Origin of the sequence: Streptomyces spiramenti, from assembly GCF_012034385.1 — a bacterium.
GTDB lineage: Bacteria > Actinomycetota > Actinomycetes > Streptomycetales > Streptomycetaceae > Streptomyces > Streptomyces spiramenti.
On record NZ_JAAVJB010000041.1, the window covers coordinates 1 to 19,465 of the forward strand.

Below are 19,465 nucleotides of genomic sequence, written 5' to 3' on the forward strand. Positions count from 1 at the left end.
CCTGCGGGCGGCGCCCCGCCCGGGTGCGGCACGGCGCACGGGGACGTCGGGCAGCGTGCCCTTCAGCGGCCCCCATTCGTTGGGGTCCGGCACACCCGGTGGGAGCATCTGGCGGCGGCGCGGCGCACCGGCGCCCGCCTCGCCCGGCTCCTTGGCGCCGGGCCACGCCTTGACGACGCGGGCGGCGAGGACGAAGTCCTTGCGCAGCGGATGGCCCTCGAAGCCGTCGGGCAGCAGCAGTGGCTCCAGGCCGGGATGGCCCGGGAACCGCACGCCGAACATCTCGTGGGTCTCCCGCTCGTGCCAGGCGGCGCCGGCGAACAGCCCCGTCAGCGTGGCCAGTTCGGGTTCGGCGTGGGGCACGGTGGTGCGCAGCAGCAGAGCGCGCGGCCCCCCGCCGTCCGGGCCGCCGCCCGGGAGGGCGACGAGGTGGAGGCAGACGAGGAAGCCGGTCCCGGGCTCGTCCACCGCGCTGAGCCAGTCGAAGAAGTCGCAGCCGAGCCGGTCCCGCGCCGACGTCGCGGCGGCCGTCCAGCCGCCTGAGGGGACGTCGACCGTCAGCAGGTCGTACGCCTGGGAGGCGACGGCGCCGGGTCCGAAGAGTTCCTCGGCGGGTGCGGGGAGCCAGCCGGTCACCGCTGCTCCTCCGGGGCGTCCGGGCCGTCCGCCCGGGGGCCGTCCGCCCGGGGGCCGTCCGCCCGGGGGCCGTCGACGAGAGGGCCGTCCACCAGGGGGGCGGTCAGGGCGGCGGGGCTCGTACCGCCGGATGTTCGCCGGGAGTAGCGGTCGGCGGTGGACTCCTCCGCGATCTTCTCCTGGAGTTTGAGGATGCCCTGGAGGAGCGCCTCGGGCCGGGGCGGGCAGCCGGGCACGTACACGTCGACGGGGATGATCTGGTCGACGCCCTTGGTGACGGAGTACGAGTCCCAGTAGGGACCGCCGCAGTTGGAGCAGGCGCCGAAGGAGATGACGTACTTGGGTTCGGGCATCTGCTCGTAGAGACGGCGGACCGCGGGCGCCATCTTGTCGGTGACGGTGCCGGAGACGACCATCAGGTCGGCCTGCCGGGGTCCGGGCGCGAAGGGGATGACGCCGAGGCGGATGAAGTCGTGCCGGGACATGGAGGCGGCGATGAACTCGATCGCGCAGCAGGCGAGTCCGAAGTTGAAGACCCAGAGGCTGTAGCGGCGGCCCCAGTTGAGGACGACCTTCATCGGCTCCGGGGCGAGCCGGGCGAGCGGGCCGAGCCGCGGCGCCTCCCGGCCCGGTCGGGCGACCGGGGTCAGGTCCATGTGAGCACACCCTTCTTCCAGGCGTAGAGCAGGCCGGTGGAGAGGAAGCCGAGGAAGACGAACATCTCGACGAGGGTGACGCCGCCGTATCCCTCACCGGCGAAGACGGCGGCCCAGGGGAAGAGGAAGATCGCGTCCACCGCGAAGATCACGTACAGGAACGCGTAGACGTAGTAGCGGACCTGGGTGTGGGCCCATCCCTCGCCGACGGGGTCGACGCCGCACTCGTAGACGAGCAGCTTCTCCTGGGTCGGCACCACCGGGCGGAGCAGCCGGCCGGCGGTGAAGGCGACGGCGGTGAACGCCACCGCGGCGACGGCCACCAGCCCGACGACCGCGTAGCCGTGGAAGTAGTCCGGCACCTGGGGCCCCTCTGTGGCGTGTGCGATGTGGTGGTGCGCTGCCGCGCTGCTCTGCCGTCGTCTGCACCGGCCTGCCGTGGCCCCCGCGTCCGGCCCGGTCGGTGATCCGTACGCACGGGAGTCTAGGCGGTGCCGGGGCCGTTGTGACCGGCGCGGCACGGCCGTGGTGCGCCGGTCGTGAGGGCGACCGCCGGTGGCGTCCGGGCCGGACGCGGGCGGACGCGGAGGACCGGGCGGGAGCGGGGGTGGGGTTAGCCCCACCAGGTGTCGGCCGACGCGCCCCATGGTGGGCGGTCGTGGCCTTGCGGGAGGCTGGTGGCGGTCGCGTCGCCGGTGGGGCGGCGCGGCCGGCGAGGTGGTGGCACGGGCGGTCCGCCCGGGTTCCGCCGCGTCGCCACGAGGACGGCGGAGAGGTCGGAACATGAACACGGTCGCGAACGGTTCGCGGCAGGAGGCGACCACCGGGCGCCCGGCCTGGCGGACGGCGGCGCTGGTGGCGGTCGGCCCCCGCACCCTTCGCGAGGGTGCCCATCTGCTGCTGAACTTCCCGGTGGCGTTGGCGACGTTCGTGGCCGCGGTGACCCTGCTGTCGCTGAGCGCGGGGCTGCTGGTGACGTTCGTCGGGCTGCCGCTGCTGTGTCTGACGCTGGTGGCGGCGCGCGGCTTCGGCTTCGTGGAGCGTGCTCGCGCGCGGGGGCTGCTGGGGTCGGCGGTCGCCGACCCGGCTCCGCTGCGGCGCCGCGACGACCGGCGCGGGTTCTTCCCGTGGATGGGCTCGGTGCTGCGCAGCGGGCAGTGCTGGCGGCCGACCGTGTACACGCTGGTTCACCTGCCGTGGGCGCTGATCACCTTCTCGGCGGTGGTGGTGCTCTGGAGCGCCGGGTTCTCGGCGGCGGCCTACCCGCTGTGGTTCTGGTGGCTGCCGGCGGACCACCGGCCGGGGATCAACGTGGACGGCCAGGGCGGCGGGTGGATCTGGGACAGCCCCGGCGAGGTGCTGCTGGTGATGGTCGCCGGGGCGGTGACGCTCTGGCTGGCGGGGTGGCTGATCCGGGGCATGGCGGTGGTCGACCGGCTTTTGGTGGCCGGGCTGTTGGGCCCGTCGTCGGAGGAGCAGCGGGTCCGGCAGTTGGAGACCGGCCGGTCGCAGGTGGCGGACTCCTCCGCTGCGGACCTGCGGCGGATCGAGCGGGACCTGCACGACGGCGCCCAGGCGCGGCTGGTGGCGCTGGCGATGGATCTGGGGCTGGCGAAGGAGAAGCTGTCCGAGGACCCGGAGGCGGCGGCGCGGATGGTGGACGCGGCACACGGCGAGGTGAAGCTGGCGCTGCGGGAGCTGCGGGACCTGGCGCGAGGCATCCACCCGGCGATCCTGACCGACCGCGGCCTGGGCCCGGCGCTGTCGGCGGTGGCGTCGCGGTGCACGGTGCCGGTGCGGGTGGAGGTGGACCTCACGGAGCGCCCGGCTCCCGCCATCGAGGGCATCGCCTACTACACGGTGTCGGAGCTGCTGCAGAACGTCTCCAAGCACAGCCGGGCGTCGGGGGCGGTGCTCGACGTGTGGCGCGCCGACGACCGGCTGCTGCTGCGGGTGGCGGACGACGGGGTGGGGGGCGCGGTGACCGACCGCGGGTCGGGGCTGGCGGGGCTGTCGGAGCGGCTGAGCGCGGTGGACGGCATGCTGGCGGTCTCCTCGCCGCAGGGCGGCCCGACGACGGTCTCGGCGGTGCTGCCGTGGCGGGAGCGCGGGGCGGGCTGACCGCCGCCGCCCGGCGGCGCGGAGCGGGCGGCGGGACGTGCGGCGCGGACCGGGTGAGATGCTGGACAGGTTGTGAGCGTGTGTGATCCGGGGGACGGAGGGCCGGCGTGCGGGTGGTCATCGCCGAGGACTCGGTGTTGTTGCGGGAGGGCCTGACGCGGCTGCTGACGGACCGGGGCCACGTGGTGGTCGCGGGGGTCGGCGACGGCGAGGGGCTGATCGAGGTCGTGCGGCGCCTGGCCGGTGCACCGGAGGGCTTGCCGGACGTGGTGGTGGCGGACGTGCGGATGCCGCCGAGCCACACCGACGAGGGGTTGCGGGCGTGTGTGGGGCTGCGGAAGGAGTTCCCCCGGCTGAGCGTCCTGGTGCTGTCGCAGTACGTGGAGGAGCAGTACGCCACCGAACTGCTGGCCGGTTCGGGACACGGCGTCGGCTATCTGCTGAAGGACCGGGTGGCGGACGTACGGGAGTTCGTGGACGCCGTGGCGCGGGTCGCCGCCGGCGGCACCGCGCTCGACCCGGAGGTGGTGGCGCAGCTGCTGGGGCGCAGCCGACGGCAGGACTCGCTGGCGGGGTTGACGCCACGCGAGCGGGAGGTGCTGGGGCTGATGGCGGAGGGCCGCACCAACTCGGCGATCGCGGCGCAGCTGGTGGTCAGCGGCGGCGCTGTCGAGAAGCACATCGGCAACATCTTCCAGAAACTGGGGCTCGCCCAGAGTGACGCTGATCACCGCCGGGTGCTCGCGGTGCTGCGTTACCTGAACTCCTGACCTCCGCCGTTCCGCCGACCGTCCCCACGCCTGCGGGCGTCCGGGCGTCGGCGGTGTCGGGCCGACCGCGGGGCCTACGGGCGGTCCGACCGGCCGTGTTCGCACGGGGCGGCGGAGGGCGGGGGCGCACCGGGCGGGGCGCACGCTTGCGGGGGCGCGCTCCGGCAGGTGGCTCGAACGTCGCGGGCCCGGGGCGCGCGAGGGTGTCGGACGTCTCGTTTCCGGGTCCATCATGTGACCAGGCCCAGGGAAGGCAGACCTTACCCGCGTACGATGGCGGCACAGCCGCCTCTAGGGAGGGCACAAGCAGTGACCAGCCAGGTCGAACAAGCCAGTAAGGACGCCGGCCCGGCGGACACCGCGGTGCCGGCGGGCGCCAAGGAGGTCCGCCGCCTGGACCGGGTGATCATCCGGTTCGCGGGCGACTCCGGTGACGGTATGCAGCTGACCGGTGACCGTTTCACATCCGAGACGGCGTCCTTCGGCAACGACCTCTCCACCCTGCCGAACTTCCCCGCCGAGATCCGCGCCCCCGCGGGCACGCTGCCGGGAGTGTCGTCGTTCCAGCTGCACTTCGCGGACCACGACATCCTCACCCCGGGCGACGCACCGAACGTGCTGGTCGCGATGAACCCGGCGGCGCTGAAGGCGAACATCGCCGACGTGCCGCGCGGCGCGGAGATCATCGTCAACACCGACGAGTTCTCCAAGCGCGCGATGGCGAAGGTCGGCTACGCCGCCAACCCGCTGGAGGACGGCTCGCTGTCGGCGTTCAACGTGCACCCGGTGCCGCTGACGACGCTGACGGTGGAGGCCCTCAAGGGCTACGACCTGACGCGCAAGGAGGCGGGCCGGTCGAAGAACATGTTCGCGCTGGGCCTGCTGTCGTGGATGTACCACCGCCCGACCGAGGGCACCGAGGCGTTCCTGCGGAAGAAGTTCGCGAAGAAGCCGGAGATCGCCGAGGCCAACATCGTTGCCTTCCGCGCCGGTTGGAACTTCGGTGAGACCACCGAGGACTTCGCGACCTCCTACGAGGTGGCGCCGGCGACGAAGGCGTTCCCCGCGGGCACGTACCGCAACATGTCGGGCAACCTGGCGCTCTCCTACGGCCTGGTCGCCGCGGGGCAGCAGGCGGACCTGCCGCTGTACCTGGGCTCGTACCCGATCACCCCGGCGTCGGACATCCTCCACGAGCTGTCCAAGCACAAGAACTTCGGTGTCCGCACCTTCCAGGCCGAGGACGAGATCGCCGGCATCGGTGCCGCCCTCGGTGCCGCGTTCGGCGGTTCGCTGGCGGTCACCACCACCTCCGGTCCCGGTGTCGCGCTGAAGTCGGAGACGATCGGCCTGGCCGTGTCGCTGGAACTGCCGCTGCTGGTCGTCGACATCCAGCGCGGTGGCCCCTCGACGGGCCTGCCGACCAAGACCGAGCAGGCCGACCTGCTCCAGGCGATGTACGGCCGCAACGGCGAGGCCCCGGTCCCGATCGTGGCGCCGATGACTCCGGGCGACTGCTTCACCGCCGCCCTGGACGCGGCGCGGATCGCGCTGACCTACCGCACTCCGGTGTTCCTGCTCTCCGACGGCTACCTCGCCAACGGCTCCGAGCCGTGGCGCATCCCGGAGGCGGACGAACTGCCCGACCTGCGGACGCAGTTCGCCACCGGCCCCAACCACACGCTGGACGACGGCACCGAGGTCTTCTGGCCGTACAAGCGCGACCCTCAGACGCTGGCCCGCCCGTGGGCGGTGCCCGGCACCCCCGGTCTCGAACACCGCGTCGGCGGCATCGAGAAGCAGGACGGCACCGGCAACATCTCCTACGACCCGGCCAACCACGACCACATGGTCCGCACCCGCCAGGCCAAGGTGGACGGTGTCGAGGTCCCGCCGCTGGAGGTCGACGACCCGGACGGTGACTCCAAGGTCCTGGTCCTGGGCTGGGGTTCGACCTACGGTCCGATCACCGCCGCGGTCCGCCGCATCCGCCGCACCGGCGGGCACATCGCGCAGGCGCACGTGCGGTACCTCAACCCGTTCCCGGCCAACCTCGGGGAGGTGCTGGCCGCCTACGACAAGGTGATCGTCCCGGAGATGAACCTGGGGCAGCTCGCCACCCTGCTGCGCGCCCGGTTCCTCACCGATGTCGAGTCGGTCACGCAGGTCACCGGCCTGCCGTTCAAGGCCGAGCAGCTCGCGACCGTCCTGAAGGAGGCCGTCGATGCCCACTGAGGCACTCTCCCTGGTCCCCAAGACCGACGCCAAGCAGACGATGAAGGACTTCAAGTCCGACCAGGAGGTCCGCTGGTGCCCGGGGTGCGGTGACTACGCGATCCTCGCCGCCGTGCAGGGCTTCCTGCCGGAACTGGGTCTGGCGCGGGAGAACATCACCTTCATCTCCGGCATCGGCTGCTCCAGCCGCTTCCCGTACTACATGAACACCTACGGGATGCACTCCATCCACGGCCGGGCCCCGGCGATCGCGACCGGTCTGGCGACCGCGCGCCGCGACCTGTCGGTCTGGGTGGTGACGGGCGACGGCGACGCGCTCTCCATCGGCGGCAACCATCTTATCCACGCGCTGCGCCGCAACGTGAACCTCAAGATCCTGCTGTTCAACAACCGGATCTACGGCCTCACCAAGGGCCAGTACTCGCCCACCTCCGAGGTCGGAAAGATCACCAAGTCGACGCCGATGGGGTCGCTGGACGCGCCGTTCAACCCGCTGTCGCTGGCGCTGGGCGCGGAGGCGAGCTTCGTGGCGCGGACGGTGGACTCCGACCGCCAGCACCTCACCTCGGTGCTGCGGGCCGCCGCCCAGCACAAGGGCTCGGCGCTGATCGAGATCTACCAGAACTGCAACATCTTCAACGACGGCGCCTTCGAGGCGCTGAAGGACAAGCAGTTGGCGCAGGAGGCCGTGATCCGGCTGGAGCACGGCGAGCCGATCCGGTTCGGCGCTCCGTGGACCGAGGCCGAGGGCGGCGACGGCCAGGGCCGCAAGGGCGTGGTCCGCGACCGCGCCACCGGCGACCTGACGGTCGTGGACGTCTCCGTGGACGGCACCGACGGTGTGCTGACCCACGACGCGCACGCCGCCTCCCCGACGACGGCGTTCGCGCTGTCCCGCCTCGCGGACAACGACACGCTGCACCACACCCCCATCGGCCTGCTGCGGCAGGTCGAGCGGCCGGTCTACGACGACCTGATGGCCGACCAGATGGATGCGGCGGTGGAGCAGAAGGGCAAGGGCGACCTGTCCTCGCTGCTCGCGGGCAGCGACACCTGGACGGTCGTCGGCTGACATCGCACCGAGGCGACGGCCGAGATGTCGGCTGCCGCTGCGGCGCGGCACGGATCACGGCGGCGGGCCGGTACCGGGGATTCCCCGGTACCGGCCCGCCGCTCTGCCGTGCCCGGCCGCGCGGTCTCCGGCGGTCCGCCCGGCTCCCCCGCGCCGGTCCTCCCGGCTTCGACGGGGTGCCCCCTGGGGCCGGTGTGACCAAGGTGACCCCCGGACGGCCGTTCTCCCCGTATGACCCGGCACCCTGTCAGGTCCATAATGCGGAATAGGGAATGACAGCTCGCCGCGGGTTGCTTATCGTCACAGCCGGACAGCGCGACGCAGCGATTCCGGGAGAGCGCGAGGAGAGACACGTGGCAGGGGCGACCACCAGCCGCACGGGGCTGGTCTACGGTTTCGCGGCGTTCGGCATCTGGGGGCTGCTGCCCCTCTACTGGGACCTACTGAGCACCACGGCGCCGGCCGAGGTCCTCGCGCACCGCATGGCCTGGTCGCTGCCGACCGCCGCCGTGGTCCTCGCGATCGCCGGCCGCTGGTCCTGGGTGCTGCCGCTGCTGCGCGACCCGCGCCGCCTCGGGCTCGTCCTGCTGTCGGCGTCCCTGATCAGCGTCAACTGGTTCCTGTTCATCTGGGCCGTCGCCAACGGCAAGGTCATCGAGGCGTCGCTCGGGTACTTCATCAACCCGCTGCTCACCATCGCCATCGGCGTCGTCCTGCTGCGGGAGCGGCTGCGCACCGCGCAGTGGGCCGCCGTCGGCATCGGCGCTGTCGCGGTCCTCGTCATGACCTTCGCGTACGGCCAGGTGCCGTGGCTGTCGCTGACGCTGTCCGTCTCGTTCGCGATCTACGGGCTGGTCAAGAAGACCACCGGGCTCGACGGTGTCGAGGGCTTCAGCGCCGACTGCGCGCTCCAGTTCCTCCCGGCCGCGATCTTCGTGGTGGTGCTCATGGGACGCGGCGAGTCGACCTTCGTCAGCGAGGGCATCGGCCACACCCTGCTGCTCGTCGGCACCGGCGCCGCGACCGCGCTGCCGCTGATCCTCTTCGGCGCCGCCGCGGTCCGCATCCCGCTCTCCACCCTGGGCCTGCTCCAGTACCTGGCGCCCTCGGCGATGTTCCTGCTCGGCCTGTTCGTCTTCGGCGAGCAGATGCCCACCGAGCGCTGGGTCGGCTTCGGCCTGGTGTGGCTGGCGCTGACCATCCTCACCTGGGACGCGGTGCGCCGCAGCCGCCAGGTGCGCGCCCAGGCACGCACCACCGTCATGACGATGCCGCCGGTCGTCGAGCCCGCCCCCGAGGCCGCCCTCGACGCCGAACCGGCGACCGAACCGGCCACCGCCACAACCACCGCCACGGCCACCGAGCGCCGCACCGCAGCCACCCCGGCCCCCGCCCCGCCTCAACCCGGACGCACCGACACCTCGGGCGACTGAGCCGACGGACCCGGCCCTCTCGCGCGCCTGGGGCGGGCGGAGGACGCCGCCGACACGCACCCGGCTCCTACTGGTCGGGTGCGTGGGGCGTCGCCGGCGGCCGCAGGCGCGTGCCGGACGACGCGCCGACCGCTGTCGGTGGCCCCCCGATTGGACGTCGGACACCCAACGTCAGCTCTTGTCGAGGTGCCTCATCTGCTGATCGCGCGGTCCGGCCCGATGGAGCCGTTGCGAGTCGCAGTCACGAACGCTGTCCAGAGAGCGGGAGAGAACGTGAGAACAGGTCCGTCGGTGATCTTCGAGTCACGGACCGGCACCGAGCCGACAACGGCGGCACCACGCGAGAACTCCAGGCACTCACCGCCGGATGAGCTGCTGTATGACGACCTGACCCACTCGATGTGCTCGACGCCTCGGCTGGTCATGTTGCGTGCTCCTTGCGGACGGCTCGGATGAACTCGATCGAATCATCCGGGGACAGCGCGTTGGCGCGCAAGCGGTCGTAGTTGTCCACGGCCGCCGTCACGGTGTCCGCCGAGCGGTACAGGCGTCCGCCCTGCGGATCGTCTGCGTACATCACCGGCTGCGCAGCTGCGAAGGCCAGCAGGGTGAAGGGCTCCGAATGCACCGCGACGGCACCGGCGGAGTACGGCAGCACCTGGAGATCCACCAGCGGACCGGCAGCCCGGTCAAGCAGCGCGTCCAACTGCTCGGCCATCGCCTGACGGCCGCCGACGTGGGCCCGGAGGCAAGCCTCGTGCATCACGCACCACACCGTGGGTGGGTGCTGCCCGGCGAGCAACCGAGCCCGGCGGAGTCGCGCGGTCACCTTTCCCCGGATCACCTCGTCGCTCTCCCTGGGGTGCCCCGCCCGGAACACCGACTCCGCGTACGTCTCCGTCTGAAGCAGCCCCATCACGGTGACAGCGGAGAAGTTGAGAATCCGGGCCGCCTTCCGTTCGAGCTCCAGGTAGGGCACGAACTGTGACGGATGGTCCCCCTCAGCCATCTGACGCAGACGCCCGGCAAAGAGCCCGTTCGTACCGAACGCGAGGTCGCAGCCGAGGGCGAACTTCGAGCTCGCGAGCAGCTTTCCGGCTTCCACCTGACTGACGTAGGACTCCGAATAGCCCGTGGCGCGGCCCAGCTGCCGCTGGTACAGCTTCCGGCCCAGACGGACACGACGCACGTCAGCACCGAACCGCTCCAGAGGTGTCTGCTCCGGGCTGAAGCCGTCGTCTGCCGCCTCGTCCTGCTGCATCTCTGACCTGATCCTTCCTTCCGCAGACACCACAGCGCGAGACCCCCCGACTTCAGAACTGTCAATCAAGTGGCCAGATTCTATTGGAGCAGCACGACTCCTCGTGGTGGATTGGTTACAGATCCCCCGAAGGGTGGGCGATGAGCCCCAGGAGCAGAGGAGAGGCCGATGTGCACGTGCGTCCCGCGAGGAGACGAACCGCCGCCGGATCGTGAAGCCGACGGTTCCGAGGTCTCTCCGAAAGCGGCGGATCTACGGCTCCGCGCCGCAGACTTGGCGGAGCGCATCGATGCGCACCTGCGTGTTCTGGAGCCACGGTGAGTCCGCAGTTTCACCGGGGGCTCGAACACGGCTTGATCGGCGTGGACGCGCGCACCAAGGCGCAGCTCAACCGGAGGCAGAGCCTTACCGATGCGGCGTCAGGGGTGTATCGATCTGCTCCGTGCCACATCGGTCAGCATGCCGAGTGCCCCGATGCCCTGCCGCAGGGCGCGGAGGCCAACTCGCACCGGGACGACAGCCCGCCCGGTGTGACGTTCGAACGGTGTGTCTGCACGTGCTCGCACGCCTGAGGTCACGGCAGCGACCGGTCTGCCGCCACCTGCCTCCCGTTCTCAGTCCGGTCGTCCTACCCGTCGACGCGGTGCACGTCGGTGACGTGGTCATCATCGGAGGCCGAGCACAGCGAGTTCTCGACGCACGGCGGACCTACACCGGCGTACAACTCGGCGGCCGCGCCTGGCGCGTGGGAGTACCGCACGGCACTCCGATGACGGTCGTCCGCGCCATAACGCTCTCGCCGCCGGTCACCCCGGAGCAGCCTCGCCGGCCCTGGTGGCGGCGCCTCCGCCGCTGACCCCACCCGCACCCGAGTCGCGCCTGCAGCTCCTCCACCCCGCCCGCCGGCTGCCCAACCAGGGCGGCCACATTCCCGCGCCGGCCGAGGTGACCACCACCCGGCTCCCCCGCTGCCCCTCGGCCGGCGCGGCACCACTGGAACGCAGCTCCGCCCATCGCAACGACTGCCCGCTCCATCCCAGGCCCTCTTCCGCAGGCTCGGGCGGACTGTCCGTCAGCTCTGGCAGGATGCCGGTATGACTCACTCGACCGATGGCAAAGGATTCGCAAAGCCCACTTAACGTCCCAGGTCGCGAAGGGTGTTCCCCGCGCGAGCGGGGGTGGTCCGTCCCAGGGCGAGCGCGTCTTCCGCGACCCACAGTGTTCCCCGCGCGAGCGGGGGTGGTCCGCAGCAGGAGGAGGCGATTGCCAGGAGCCGCGCGTGTTCCCCGCGCGAGCGGGGGTGGTCCGGTGGGTGATGTCGTCGCCGCACTCCTCGCTGAGTGTTCCCCGCGCGAGCGGGGGTGGTCCGCACAACGGCCGGGGAGACAGCCTGCGCATGGGGTGTTCCCCGCGCAAGCGGGGGTGGTCCGTTGATCTGCCCCGGATCGTGATCCCCCGCGGCGTGTTCCCCGCGCGAGCGGGGTTGGCCCGTGGCTTGCTAGTGCCGCGTCAGGCAAGGTTCGCCCTGTGGTGATGCGACGCGCCGTCTCGGTACTGCGCCGGGCGGCGCGTGTCCCGCCACGCTGTCCGGGTGGCGGAACGAGTACGTGTACGCGATAGACGATGACGAGGGCAAACGGCTGCTGCGATCACCCTCCGCGCTGACGCCTTCGATGTGTTCGTGATCGAGGCCCAGGCGGGCCGATTCGCCGGCTGAGACGAGAGGACCCCGGCCGGGCGGCCTCGCCGCGCTTGGGGGCTGTCGGTCGCGACCTACTCCCACACCTGCTCGGCGACCCGGCGGAAGTTGCCGCCGAGGATTCCGGTGACCGCCTCGTCCGGGTACCCGCGGGCCAACAGGGCGTCCTCCAGGGTCAGCAACTCCTCGGGCGGCATGAACGCGATGGGCCCCCAGCGCGTGTAGCACTCGGGGAACAGCTCGGGCGTCTCGGTGAGCAGCGCGTTGAAGTCGTCGTGGTCGAAGGGGTAGTCGGTGGAGACGCCGACGTGTTCCGGGCCGACCAGCTCGACCGCGTAGTCAATGTGCCGCACGAGGGCGTCGAGGCTCGCGTCGTTCTCGCCGAGGAAGATCCCCACACCCGTGATGCCGACGACGCCGCCGGTGGCGGCGCAGGCGCGGGCCTGGTCGTCGGTGATGTTGCGGGGGTGGTCCCACAACCCGCGCATGCAGGAGTGGGAGTAGACCATGGGCCGCTCGGTCGCCTCGCTGAGGTCGAGTCCGGTCCGTGCGCCGCAGTGCGACCCGTCCACGACCATGCCGACGGCGTTCATCTCCCGCACCAGCTCACGGCCGTAGGCGGTCAGCCCCTCGTCCACCTCGTCCATGCAGCCGCCGCCGGCGGCGTTGCGGTTGTTGTAGCTCGGCAGCAGGGTGCGCACGCCGAGGTCGTAGAAGTGGCGCACACGGTCCAGCCGCCCCTCCAACGGACCGGAGTCCTCCAGGTCGAACGCGACGGCGATCTCGTCAGCCGCCACCGCGGCGTCCACATCCGCGAGACCCGCCACCAACCGGAACCGCCCGTCCGCCGCGATCCGCTCCCGCCAAGCGGCGAGCAGTCCGTCGACGAACTCGCCACTGTGCGGCGCGTAGCCCACGTTCACCGACGTGTAGCTCCCACCGCGCCGCCGGTAGCGCGCCAACTCACGCATCGGCGCGTTGTGTTCGAGCGGAAGGCAGCAGTGCTGCTCCCAGAGCAGGCGCGGCGGGCGTGCGGTGGCAGGTGCGTTCGTCATCTCCGCATCCTGCCGCCCACCACCCCCACACGCCACGGCCCGGCTCACACCCCGGGCGATTACCTCCCTCGGGCCCACGAAACCCGCTACGCTCCCAGCAGGAACGCACCCCAGGATTTCAGCGACACGCCGGGGTTCTGAGCACTACCGGAGGTTCGCTGAAAAACCGCCCCGCCGGCCCCCGCCGAAGCCACCTCCGACCTGGACCTTCACCATGGGGTCCTCATCGCCCCTACGAGGGGTAGCAACCCGCCAAAGGCAGGCCGCCGGTTCACGGCGCCAGGCTCTGGCCTTTTCGGCAGACAGGTGAACTGCGTTGCCCCGGAGGCCCGTGACTCGTTCACCGATCATGAAGAAGATCATCGCCACTGCCGCGCTCGCCGTGGGAAGCCTCGCCCTTGCTGCACCGGCCCACGCGGACAACGACTCCAACTTCGGTGAGGGTGTCAACGCCGCCAACAACTGGAACTTCACTGCGGCGGCTGTCTGTCTGCAGGAAGTAGCAGTCGTCCCCGTTCTGGGGGACTACGTGAGTGACCACGTCAACAACTGCTCGAACGGAAACGTCATCGACCACTCGGGACGGTAACGCAGTTCCTCCGGTTCGAGAGCGGAGCCTGCCTCGGGCCGGAGGTCACCGGTCGGCCGAAGCCCAGGACAACGCCTACGGCGCCAACTGGCCCGGGGGTGTCGAGCACCTGGGTCGGTCCCGCGCCGCCGCACCGCCAACGGACAAGTCCGGCGTTCGCTGACCGGCGTTCGAACCGCGCGGCGATGGTCCTGCGCTGCGGCGCACTCACGACGCGCCGCCGCCGGCCCCGAAGACGCGAGCAACCCAGTGATCGAGCCGGGTCTCGACCTCGGAGGTCGAGGTGATGCCCGCAGCCGGGAGGCTCCCGACGTCGTCGAGGTCGGCAATGAAGTCCACGTCGGCCCAGCCGCCCCGGAACAGCACGATCGACAGCTCCGCCTCGTCCGGGCCGGTGACGACGACACCGAGCGAGTCCGGGTCATGGACTCGCTCCCTGGCGGTGTGGTGCGGCTGAGGCCACCGCGCCGCCCCGTCGCGCCAGGTGAGCCGGCCCACCTCCAGCCCGGCCGAGGTCCAGGCGTCGGCCCGTTGGGCCAGCAGGGCGGCCACCTCATCGAGATCGACAACGTGGTCCATGGGTGAAGGATCGTCTCCCTGCTCAGTTGGCCCGTGAACTGCGGGTCAGGGGCGTGTGGTGCGGCCAGCGCCTGCCTGTCTGCTCTTCCGCGCAGGCGCGGAGCGTCGCGAGGAGGATGCCTCCGGGGTAGGTGTCGAACGACGGATGGCGCCGTCGGTGGTAGCACGACCAGTAGCTGACTACTCGCCGTTCGGTCCGGGCGACAAAGGCCGGGTTGCTCGCGATGAACTCGCCGTAGAGGCGGCGCTGCGGCGAGTCGGGGGTGGCGAGGTCGGGAAGACCCCGGCCGATCGCCTCGACGATCTCCAGCACGTACTCACCGACGAGTCGGACCACGAACGGGACGACGCACGGTTCGTCAGAGGTCACGATCTGCTCCACGTGCCGCTGGCGCACGTGGCCGTCGCCGTGCCGGGTGTACAGGCAGTGCAGCACCAGCCGTCCCGAGGGCGCCAGCGCCCGGAGGGCAGCGGGCCCCGGTTCGTCTGCGTTGAAGCGTTCCGGGACGGCGAGGAGTTCGCCTCGTACGTCGACGGTGAACGACTGGTTCGCCGGGTACCGGTCCGGCGGTACCGCCTCCAGCACCCGCGCCACGTCACCGCTTAGCCGAGTGGGGAAGGCCGCCGGCCAGGTGGTGTCCGGGCGTACTGCCGGCGGGGCTGGTTCCATGGCGGCATCGTAGGCCGCGCGATGGCCCTGGCAGGTCGCGCCGGAGGGCCCGTCCCGGTCACGCCGTGCGGCGGTTGGCGGTGACGAGGAAGAGCCAGGCGCCGGTGAGGCCGAGGACGAGCAGCGGGATGTCGGCGCCGGCGAGGGCGAAGAGCCCCGCGGCTGCGAACAGGCGCACCGCGACGGCGCGGGCGAGGCGGGGTGTGGTCTCGGTGGCGGGGGTGGGGGCGGTCTGCATGGTCGTCACCTTTCTGCGGAGGGCGGCAGCGGTCCGGTGGTCGGGGGAAGGGTGGTCGGGGCAGGGCTCGGAGCGGCAGGTCGGTGGTGGTCAGGCGGCGAGGAAGTAGAGGGTCGTGGTGGTGGCGGCGACGGTGAGGATCGAGCCCTTCAGCAGGCGGGCCGAGAGGCGGCGGGCGAGGTGGGCGCCCGCCCAGCCGCCGGCGACGGCGCCGGCGAGCATGCCGAGGAGCAGCGGCAGGTTGCCGCGCACGGCGGGGACGAAGACGAACAGGGCCGCCGCGCCGAGGTAGATGGCAGCGAGCTGGACCAGCCGCATCGGGTTGCCCGCCGCCGCGTCGAGGCGGAGGCCGACGCTCCACAGCGCCATCATCAGGATGCCGACGGCACCGCCGAAGTACCCGCCGTACAGGGCGAGGACGAACTGTCCGGCAAGCACGGCCCGCGGCCCGAGCACGGCGTCCTCCCCCACTGCCCGCGCCATGAGCCGGGAGAGCCGGCCGCCGAAGGCGAGCAGCAGTGTGGCGAAGAGCAGCAGCCACGGCAGGGCCGCGTCGAACGACTCGGACGGCAGCGCCAGCAGCAGCGCACCGCCGAGCGCACCGCCGACGACGCTGACGGTGGTCAGCGCCCGGGTGGAGGTGCCGCCGAGCGGGACGGCGTCGCGGCGGGCGACCCAGGCGGAGGCGACCGCGCCGGGCGCCAGTGCGATGCGTGAGACCGCATTCGCGGCGACCGGCGGCACGCCGAACGCCACCAGCGCGGGCAGTGCGACAAAGGTGCCGCCGCCCCCGATGGCGTTCAGTGTGCCGGAAGCCACACCGACGAGAACGATCACCACGATGTCGTACACATACCGATCATTGCTGGCAGAGCCGGGCGGCACAATGCGTAATCCCCGAAGCCAGACTTAGGCCACAACAGAGGCTGAGCGGCGTAGGCTGTCCGGCGTGCGCTACGACCTGGACGATCTGCGGCTCTTCCTGCACACCGTGACGGAAGGGTCGATCACCGCCGGTGCGGCCCGGCTGCGGCTGAGCCTGCCGTCGGCCAGCGCCCGCATCCGCGCGCTGGAGCACCATGCGGGGGTGACGCTGCTGGTGCGGGGGCGCCGGGGCGTGCGGCCGACCCCGGCGGGTGCGACGTTGGCGCGTCACGCCCGCGAGGTGCTGGACCGCGCCGCGCTGCTGGAGAGCGCCGTGGGCAGCTACGTGCGGCCGGACACCGCGCCGCTGCGGCTGCTGGCGGGCGGCTCCGCCATGCACCACCTGGTGCCGCGCGCCCTGGCCTCGTTCCTCAGCGTGCATCCGCACATCGACGTGGCGGTCTCGGAGAGCCGGACCTCGCTCACGGTGCGGCGGCTGGCCGCCGGGGAGGCGGACCTGGGCGTGATCCTCAACGACGGCGCGCACGACGACGAGCTGCGGACGGAATCGCTGGGCGACGACTCGCTGGTGGTGATCGGGCAGCGCGGCGGCACGCTCTCCGGGCGCACCGCCGTCTCCTACGAGGAGGTGGCGGAGCATCCGCTGGTGGGGCTGAACGCCGAGTCGTCGCTGCGGTTGTGGATCGAGGCGCGCCTCGCGGAGCACGCCCCGGCGGTGCGCTACCGCACGACGGTCGCCGGGCCGGGGGTGGTGGTGGAGCTGGCGGCGGCCGGGGTGGGGCTGGCGATCGTGCCGCGCCGCACGTTCGACCCGGACCAGCCCTTGGACGTCTGCGAGCTGTCGGAGCCGTGGGCGTCGCGCGAGCACCTGCTGGCGTGGGGCGCCGGACCGGTGGCCGACTCGGCGGCGATCGCCGCGCTGGCCGACCACATCCGCCGTGCCACCCGCCCCCGTCACCCGCACTCCCCCGAACCGCCGCCCGGACCGGGCACGGCGGGCGAAGCGGAGGCCGGCTGAGCGGTCCGGACCGCGTCGCCGGACCGCTCAGCGCCGGGCCTCAGCGGCGGGGCGCCGGCTCCAGCAGGTCCCAGCGGTTGCCGTACAGATCGCGGAAGACGGCGACCGTCCCGTACGGCTCGGGCCGGGGCTCCTCCTCGAAGGTCACGCCCGCCGCGAGCAGCCGCGCGTGGTCGCGTGCGAAGTCGTCGGTGTGGAGGAACAGCGCGACCCGGCCGCCCGTCTGGTCGCCGACCCTCTCCCGCTGGCGGCTGTCGGCCGCCTCCGCCAGCAACAGGCCGGTCGCCGCGCCGGGCGGTGCGACGACGACCCAGCGCTTCCCGTCCCCGATCGGGGTGTCCTCGCGCAGCTCGAACCCGAGCCGCCGCACGTAGAAGTCGATCGCCGGGGCGTAGGAGTCGACCACCACGGTGACCAGCGCGAGATGGCGGTGCACCCGGACCTCGGACGTCCCCGTCGGCAGCGGGGCCGCCCCCTCGGCTTCCCCGGGGCCGCGACGGTGGGCGAAGAGTCTGTGGAAGAACCATGAGGCCGCGACCACTGCCGCTGCCCATACGGCGCCTTCGGCCAACGCCAACGGCAGCGAGACCTCACCGGTCATGTCCGCCAGCATGGGCCTCGTGGAGAAGACGACGAAAAGGATCGCCGCGTTGGCCGCGACCCAACGCCCCCTGTGCGTCAGCTTGTTCATCGCCGAAGAGCCTATCGGGGCGCGCCGGGCGCGCTCCCGCGACGTGCAATCAGCAGACTTACGGCCGGAGTTCGGCGGTGTGCCGGTCAGGCGGCGGCGCGGGCGAGGTGGCGGTTGCGGAACTGGTTGGCTGCGCGGGCCCCGAACGCGATGCCCGGAACGAGGAAGAACAGCAGGTTGACCGAGTCGCCGCCACTACTGGCCCAGAGCGTGATCAGCATCAGGGTGGCGATCACACTGACGGCGACACCGATGGCGATCTCGGCCCACCAGTTGCGCACCGGGTAAGCACGTCGGGACATTGCGGTCTCCCCATCCAGGCGGGCACGGAGCGGCACACGGCGGCGGTCCCGGAGCGGACACGGGCCCCACCTGCCGTGAATGCGCCGACCATAGCAACGCCCCGCGCACTGCGCCCACCTGGACCCCGGCAGGGCGACCCGAACGGCGGGGCCGGGGCTCGAACGGCCGAGCCCGGCCCCACCACGGCACGTCCCACGGAGCCTTCCGCAGAGCCTCGCGCGGCATCTCCCGCGGGGCCCCCGCGGCGCCTCCCGCGTCAGGCGGCCGGGACGTGGCGTTCTGCCGGCCCGGTGTAGGCGCCGAGCGGGCGGATGAGGGTGTTGCCCTCGGACTGCTCCACGATGTGCGCGGTCCAACCGGTGATCCGGCTCATCACGAAGATCGGCGTGAAGACCGGGATGTCGAAGCCCATCAGGTGGTAGGCCAGCCCGGCCGGGTAGTCCAGGTTGGGGTGGATGCCCTTCCGCTCGACCATCGCCTTCCGCAGCGCGGTATGGAGGGTGGCGAGCCGCGTGGTCTCCGGGGAGCCGTCGGCGGCGATGAGCCGGTCGAGCGCCTCCTGCATCAGCGGCACCCGGGAGTCGCCGTGCTTGTAGACGCGGTGCCCGAACCCCATGATCTTCCGCTTGGCGGCGAGGGCGTCGGTGAGCCAGGCGTCGGCGGCGGCGGGGTCGCCGATCTCGTTGAGCATGTGCATCACCGCCTCGTTGGCGCCGCCGTGCAGCGGACCCTTGAGGGCGCCGACGGCGGCGGTGACCGCGCTGTGCAGGTCGGAGAGGGTCGAGGTGACGACGCGGGCGGTGAACGTCGAGGCGTTGAAGCTGTGTTCGGCGTAGAGGATCAGCGAGATCTCGAAGCAGCGCACCACCTCGGGCGCCGGTACCTCGCCGAGGCACATGTGAAAGAAGTTCTCCGCCAGGCCCAGCGCGGGGTCGGGCTGGATCGGGTCCAGGCCCCGGCGGCGCCGCTGGTCGGCGGCGACCACGGTCGGCAGCTTCGCCAGCAGCGCCAGCGCCTTGGTGCGGTTGGCCGCCGGGGAACCGTCGTCCTCGGTGGGGTCCTCGGCGCCCAGGAAGCTGACGGCGGTCCGCAGCACGTCCATCGGGTGGCAGGTCTCGGGCAGCCGGGCGACGATCTCGGCGGTGGTGCGGTCCAGCGGGCGCATCGCGCGCTCGCGGGCCTCGAACTCGCGGAGCTGGCCGGCGTCGGGGAGTTCGCCGTTCCACAACAGGTAGGCGACCTCCTCGAAGGAGCGGGAGGCGGCGAGTTCCTGCACCGGGTAGCCGCGGTACGTCAGGGAGTTGCTGGCCTCGATGACGGTGGAGATGCCGGTGGTGTCCACCACGACCCCGGCCAGGCCGCGGTGGATGTCGGCGTCCCCGGGCCGGTCGGTGCCGGGCGGCGGGGTGGTTGCGGCGGTCATGGCGGTACCTCCGGGTGCGGTCGGACGGTGCGGGAGTCGGCGTGCGTGCGGGGCGGTGCGAAGGAGCGGTGCGCGGGGCACGGCGAGGGCTGCGGGGTCGCCGCGGGCCCGGCGGTGCGCCGGGGCGCCGC

Annotated in this window: 20 protein-coding genes and 1 CRISPR repeat array; of the genes, 7 read left to right on the plus strand and 13 right to left on the minus strand. The window is 72.1% G+C overall.

The genetic code is table 11. The features are described from left to right. From HCJ92_RS07900 to HCJ92_RS07910, 3 genes are all read right to left on the minus strand, one after another. On the minus strand, positions 1-636 hold a 636-nt coding region (locus HCJ92_RS07900), incomplete at its 3' end, for an NADH-quinone oxidoreductase subunit C (protein ID WP_167932740.1). After that, positions 633-1,292: an NADH-quinone oxidoreductase subunit B gene (locus tag HCJ92_RS07905; RefSeq protein ID WP_167932741.1), complete on the minus strand. Its 660-nt coding sequence runs from the start codon at positions 1,290-1,292 to the stop codon at positions 633-635. The genes HCJ92_RS07900 and HCJ92_RS07905, both read right to left, overlap by 4 nt. Next, a complete protein-coding gene (locus HCJ92_RS07910) occupies positions 1,283-1,654 on the minus strand; it encodes an NADH-quinone oxidoreductase subunit A (protein WP_167932742.1) in 372 nt (123 codons plus the stop codon). Before HCJ92_RS07910 ends, HCJ92_RS07905 begins: the two co-directional genes overlap by 10 nt. A gap of 421 nt (positions 1,655-2,075) precedes the next feature. Between HCJ92_RS07910 and HCJ92_RS07915 the strand changes: the two genes are divergently transcribed. The 5 genes from HCJ92_RS07915 (at position 2,076) to rarD (ending at position 8,923) form a co-directional block, all read left to right on the plus strand. Next, a complete protein-coding gene (locus HCJ92_RS07915) occupies positions 2,076-3,413 on the plus strand; it encodes a sensor histidine kinase (protein WP_167932743.1) in 1,338 nt (445 codons plus the stop codon). Positions 3,414-3,520: 107 nt separating this feature from the next. Further along, a complete protein-coding gene (locus HCJ92_RS07920) occupies positions 3,521-4,183 on the plus strand; it encodes a LuxR C-terminal-related transcriptional regulator (protein ID WP_167932744.1) in 663 nt (220 codons plus the stop codon). Positions 4,184-4,492: 309 nt separating this feature from the next. After that, on the plus strand, positions 4,493-6,418 hold the full coding sequence (locus HCJ92_RS07925; RefSeq protein ID WP_167932745.1) for a 2-oxoacid:acceptor oxidoreductase subunit alpha: 1,926 nt from the start codon (positions 4,493-4,495) through the stop codon (positions 6,416-6,418). Further along, complete coding sequence (locus tag HCJ92_RS07930; RefSeq protein ID WP_167932746.1) at positions 6,408-7,490, plus strand: 2-oxoacid:ferredoxin oxidoreductase subunit beta; 1,083 nt, start codon at positions 6,408-6,410, stop codon at positions 7,488-7,490. Before HCJ92_RS07925 ends, HCJ92_RS07930 begins: the two co-directional genes overlap by 11 nt. Positions 7,491-7,843: 353 nt before the next feature. Then, on the plus strand, positions 7,844-8,923 hold the full coding sequence (rarD, locus tag HCJ92_RS07935; RefSeq protein ID WP_338054071.1) for an EamA family transporter RarD: 1,080 nt from the start codon (positions 7,844-7,846) through the stop codon (positions 8,921-8,923). A gap of 191 nt (positions 8,924-9,114) precedes the next feature. On the opposite strand, the gene HCJ92_RS07940 is transcribed toward rarD, so the two are convergent. The 3 genes from HCJ92_RS07940 to HCJ92_RS07950 form a co-directional block, all read right to left on the minus strand. After that, the gene (locus HCJ92_RS07940) at positions 9,115-9,348 is read right to left on the minus strand and encodes a DUF397 domain-containing protein (RefSeq protein WP_167932748.1); all 234 of its coding nucleotides are present in this window, start codon (positions 9,346-9,348) and stop codon (positions 9,115-9,117) included. Next, a complete protein-coding gene (locus HCJ92_RS07945) occupies positions 9,345-10,184 on the minus strand; it encodes a helix-turn-helix domain-containing protein (RefSeq protein ID WP_167932749.1) in 840 nt (279 codons plus the stop codon). The genes HCJ92_RS07940 and HCJ92_RS07945 overlap by 4 nt, the downstream gene beginning before the upstream one ends. Positions 10,185-11,341: 1,157 nt before the next feature. After that, positions 11,342-11,675: a CRISPR direct-repeat array (repeat unit 29 nt; unit sequence GTGTTCCCCGCGCGAGCGGGGGTGGTCCG). A 282-nt stretch (positions 11,676-11,957) separates the two neighbouring features. Further along, entirely contained in the window at positions 11,958-12,938 is a 981-nt protein-coding gene (locus tag HCJ92_RS07950; protein WP_167932750.1) for a dipeptidase, read from the minus strand. Positions 12,939-13,287: 349 nt separating this feature from the next. Between HCJ92_RS07950 and HCJ92_RS07955 the strand changes: the two genes are divergently transcribed. Further along, positions 13,288-13,527 carry a hypothetical protein gene (locus HCJ92_RS07955; RefSeq protein ID WP_167932764.1) on the plus strand — a complete coding sequence of 80 codons (240 nt, stop codon included), beginning with the start codon at positions 13,288-13,290 and terminating at the stop codon, positions 13,525-13,527. A gap of 207 nt (positions 13,528-13,734) precedes the next feature. Here the strand turns inward: HCJ92_RS07955 and HCJ92_RS07960 are convergent, their stop codons facing one another. The 4 genes from HCJ92_RS07960 to HCJ92_RS07975 form a co-directional block, all read right to left on the minus strand. Continuing rightward, positions 13,735-14,106, minus strand: a complete 372-nt coding sequence (locus HCJ92_RS07960) for a hypothetical protein (protein WP_167932751.1) — start codon at positions 14,104-14,106, stop codon at positions 13,735-13,737. Positions 14,107-14,128: 22 nt separating this feature from the next. Further along, on the minus strand, positions 14,129-14,776 hold the full coding sequence (locus tag HCJ92_RS07965; protein WP_167932752.1) for a hypothetical protein: 648 nt from the start codon (positions 14,774-14,776) through the stop codon (positions 14,129-14,131). A 58-nt stretch (positions 14,777-14,834) separates the two neighbouring features. Further along, a complete protein-coding gene (locus HCJ92_RS07970) occupies positions 14,835-15,014 on the minus strand; it encodes a hypothetical protein (protein WP_167932753.1) in 180 nt (59 codons plus the stop codon). Between the two features lie 90 nt (positions 15,015-15,104). Further along, positions 15,105-15,866: a TSUP family transporter gene (locus HCJ92_RS07975; RefSeq protein WP_167932754.1), complete on the minus strand. Its 762-nt coding sequence runs from the start codon at positions 15,864-15,866 to the stop codon at positions 15,105-15,107. Between the two features lie 97 nt (positions 15,867-15,963). On the opposite strand from HCJ92_RS07975, the gene HCJ92_RS07980 reads away from it, so the two are divergent. After that, a complete protein-coding gene (locus HCJ92_RS07980; protein WP_167932755.1) occupies positions 15,964-16,917 on the plus strand; it encodes a LysR substrate-binding domain-containing protein in 954 nt (317 codons plus the stop codon). 40 nt (positions 16,918-16,957) lie between these two features. Here the strand turns inward: HCJ92_RS07980 and HCJ92_RS07985 are convergent, their stop codons facing one another. The 3 genes from HCJ92_RS07985 to HCJ92_RS07995 all read right to left on the minus strand — a co-directional run bounded on the left by HCJ92_RS07985 (position 16,958) and on the right by HCJ92_RS07995 (position 19,334). Beyond that, positions 16,958-17,353 (minus strand): VOC family protein, encoded by a 396-nt coding sequence (locus HCJ92_RS07985; RefSeq protein ID WP_338054072.1) that lies wholly within the window; start codon positions 17,351-17,353, stop codon positions 16,958-16,960. Positions 17,354-17,694: 341 nt separating this feature from the next. Continuing rightward, positions 17,695-17,910 (minus strand): hypothetical protein, encoded by a 216-nt coding sequence (locus HCJ92_RS07990; RefSeq protein ID WP_167932756.1) that lies wholly within the window; start codon positions 17,908-17,910, stop codon positions 17,695-17,697. 257 nt (positions 17,911-18,167) lie between these two features. Further along, positions 18,168-19,334 (minus strand): bifunctional 2-methylcitrate synthase/citrate synthase, encoded by a 1,167-nt coding sequence (locus tag HCJ92_RS07995; protein WP_167932757.1) that lies wholly within the window; start codon positions 19,332-19,334, stop codon positions 18,168-18,170. Positions 19,335-19,465: the final 131 nt, after the last annotated feature.

Excerpts from the sequence above, each read along its gene's own strand:
- HCJ92_RS07905 (WP_167932741.1), bottom strand. The coding sequence starts at position 1,292 with ATGGACCTGACCCCGGTCGCCCGACCGGGCCGGGAGGCGCCGCGGCTC.
- HCJ92_RS07915 (WP_167932743.1), top strand. The coding sequence starts at position 2,076 with ATGAACACGGTCGCGAACGGTTCGCGGCAGGAGGCGACCACCGGGCGC.
- HCJ92_RS07960 (WP_167932751.1), bottom strand. The coding sequence starts at position 14,106 with ATGGACCACGTTGTCGATCTCGATGAGGTGGCCGCCCTGCTGGCCCAA.
- HCJ92_RS07945 (WP_167932749.1), bottom strand. The coding sequence starts at position 10,184 with ATGCAGCAGGACGAGGCGGCAGACGACGGCTTCAGCCCGGAGCAGACA.
- HCJ92_RS07965 (WP_167932752.1), bottom strand. The coding sequence starts at position 14,776 with ATGGAACCAGCCCCGCCGGCAGTACGCCCGGACACCACCTGGCCGGCG.
- HCJ92_RS07940 (WP_167932748.1), bottom strand. The coding sequence starts at position 9,348 with ATGACCAGCCGAGGCGTCGAGCACATCGAGTGGGTCAGGTCGTCATAC.
- HCJ92_RS07950 (WP_167932750.1), bottom strand. The coding sequence starts at position 12,938 with ATGACGAACGCACCTGCCACCGCACGCCCGCCGCGCCTGCTCTGGGAG.
- HCJ92_RS07990 (WP_167932756.1), bottom strand. The coding sequence starts at position 17,910 with ATGTCCCGACGTGCTTACCCGGTGCGCAACTGGTGGGCCGAGATCGCC.
- HCJ92_RS07930 (WP_167932746.1), top strand. The coding sequence starts at position 6,408 with ATGCCCACTGAGGCACTCTCCCTGGTCCCCAAGACCGACGCCAAGCAG.
- HCJ92_RS07955 (WP_167932764.1), top strand. The coding sequence starts at position 13,288 with ATGAAGAAGATCATCGCCACTGCCGCGCTCGCCGTGGGAAGCCTCGCC.
- HCJ92_RS07970 (WP_167932753.1), bottom strand. The coding sequence starts at position 15,014 with ATGCAGACCGCCCCCACCCCCGCCACCGAGACCACACCCCGCCTCGCC.
- HCJ92_RS07995 (WP_167932757.1), bottom strand. The coding sequence starts at position 19,334 with ATGACCGCCGCAACCACCCCGCCGCCCGGCACCGACCGGCCCGGGGAC.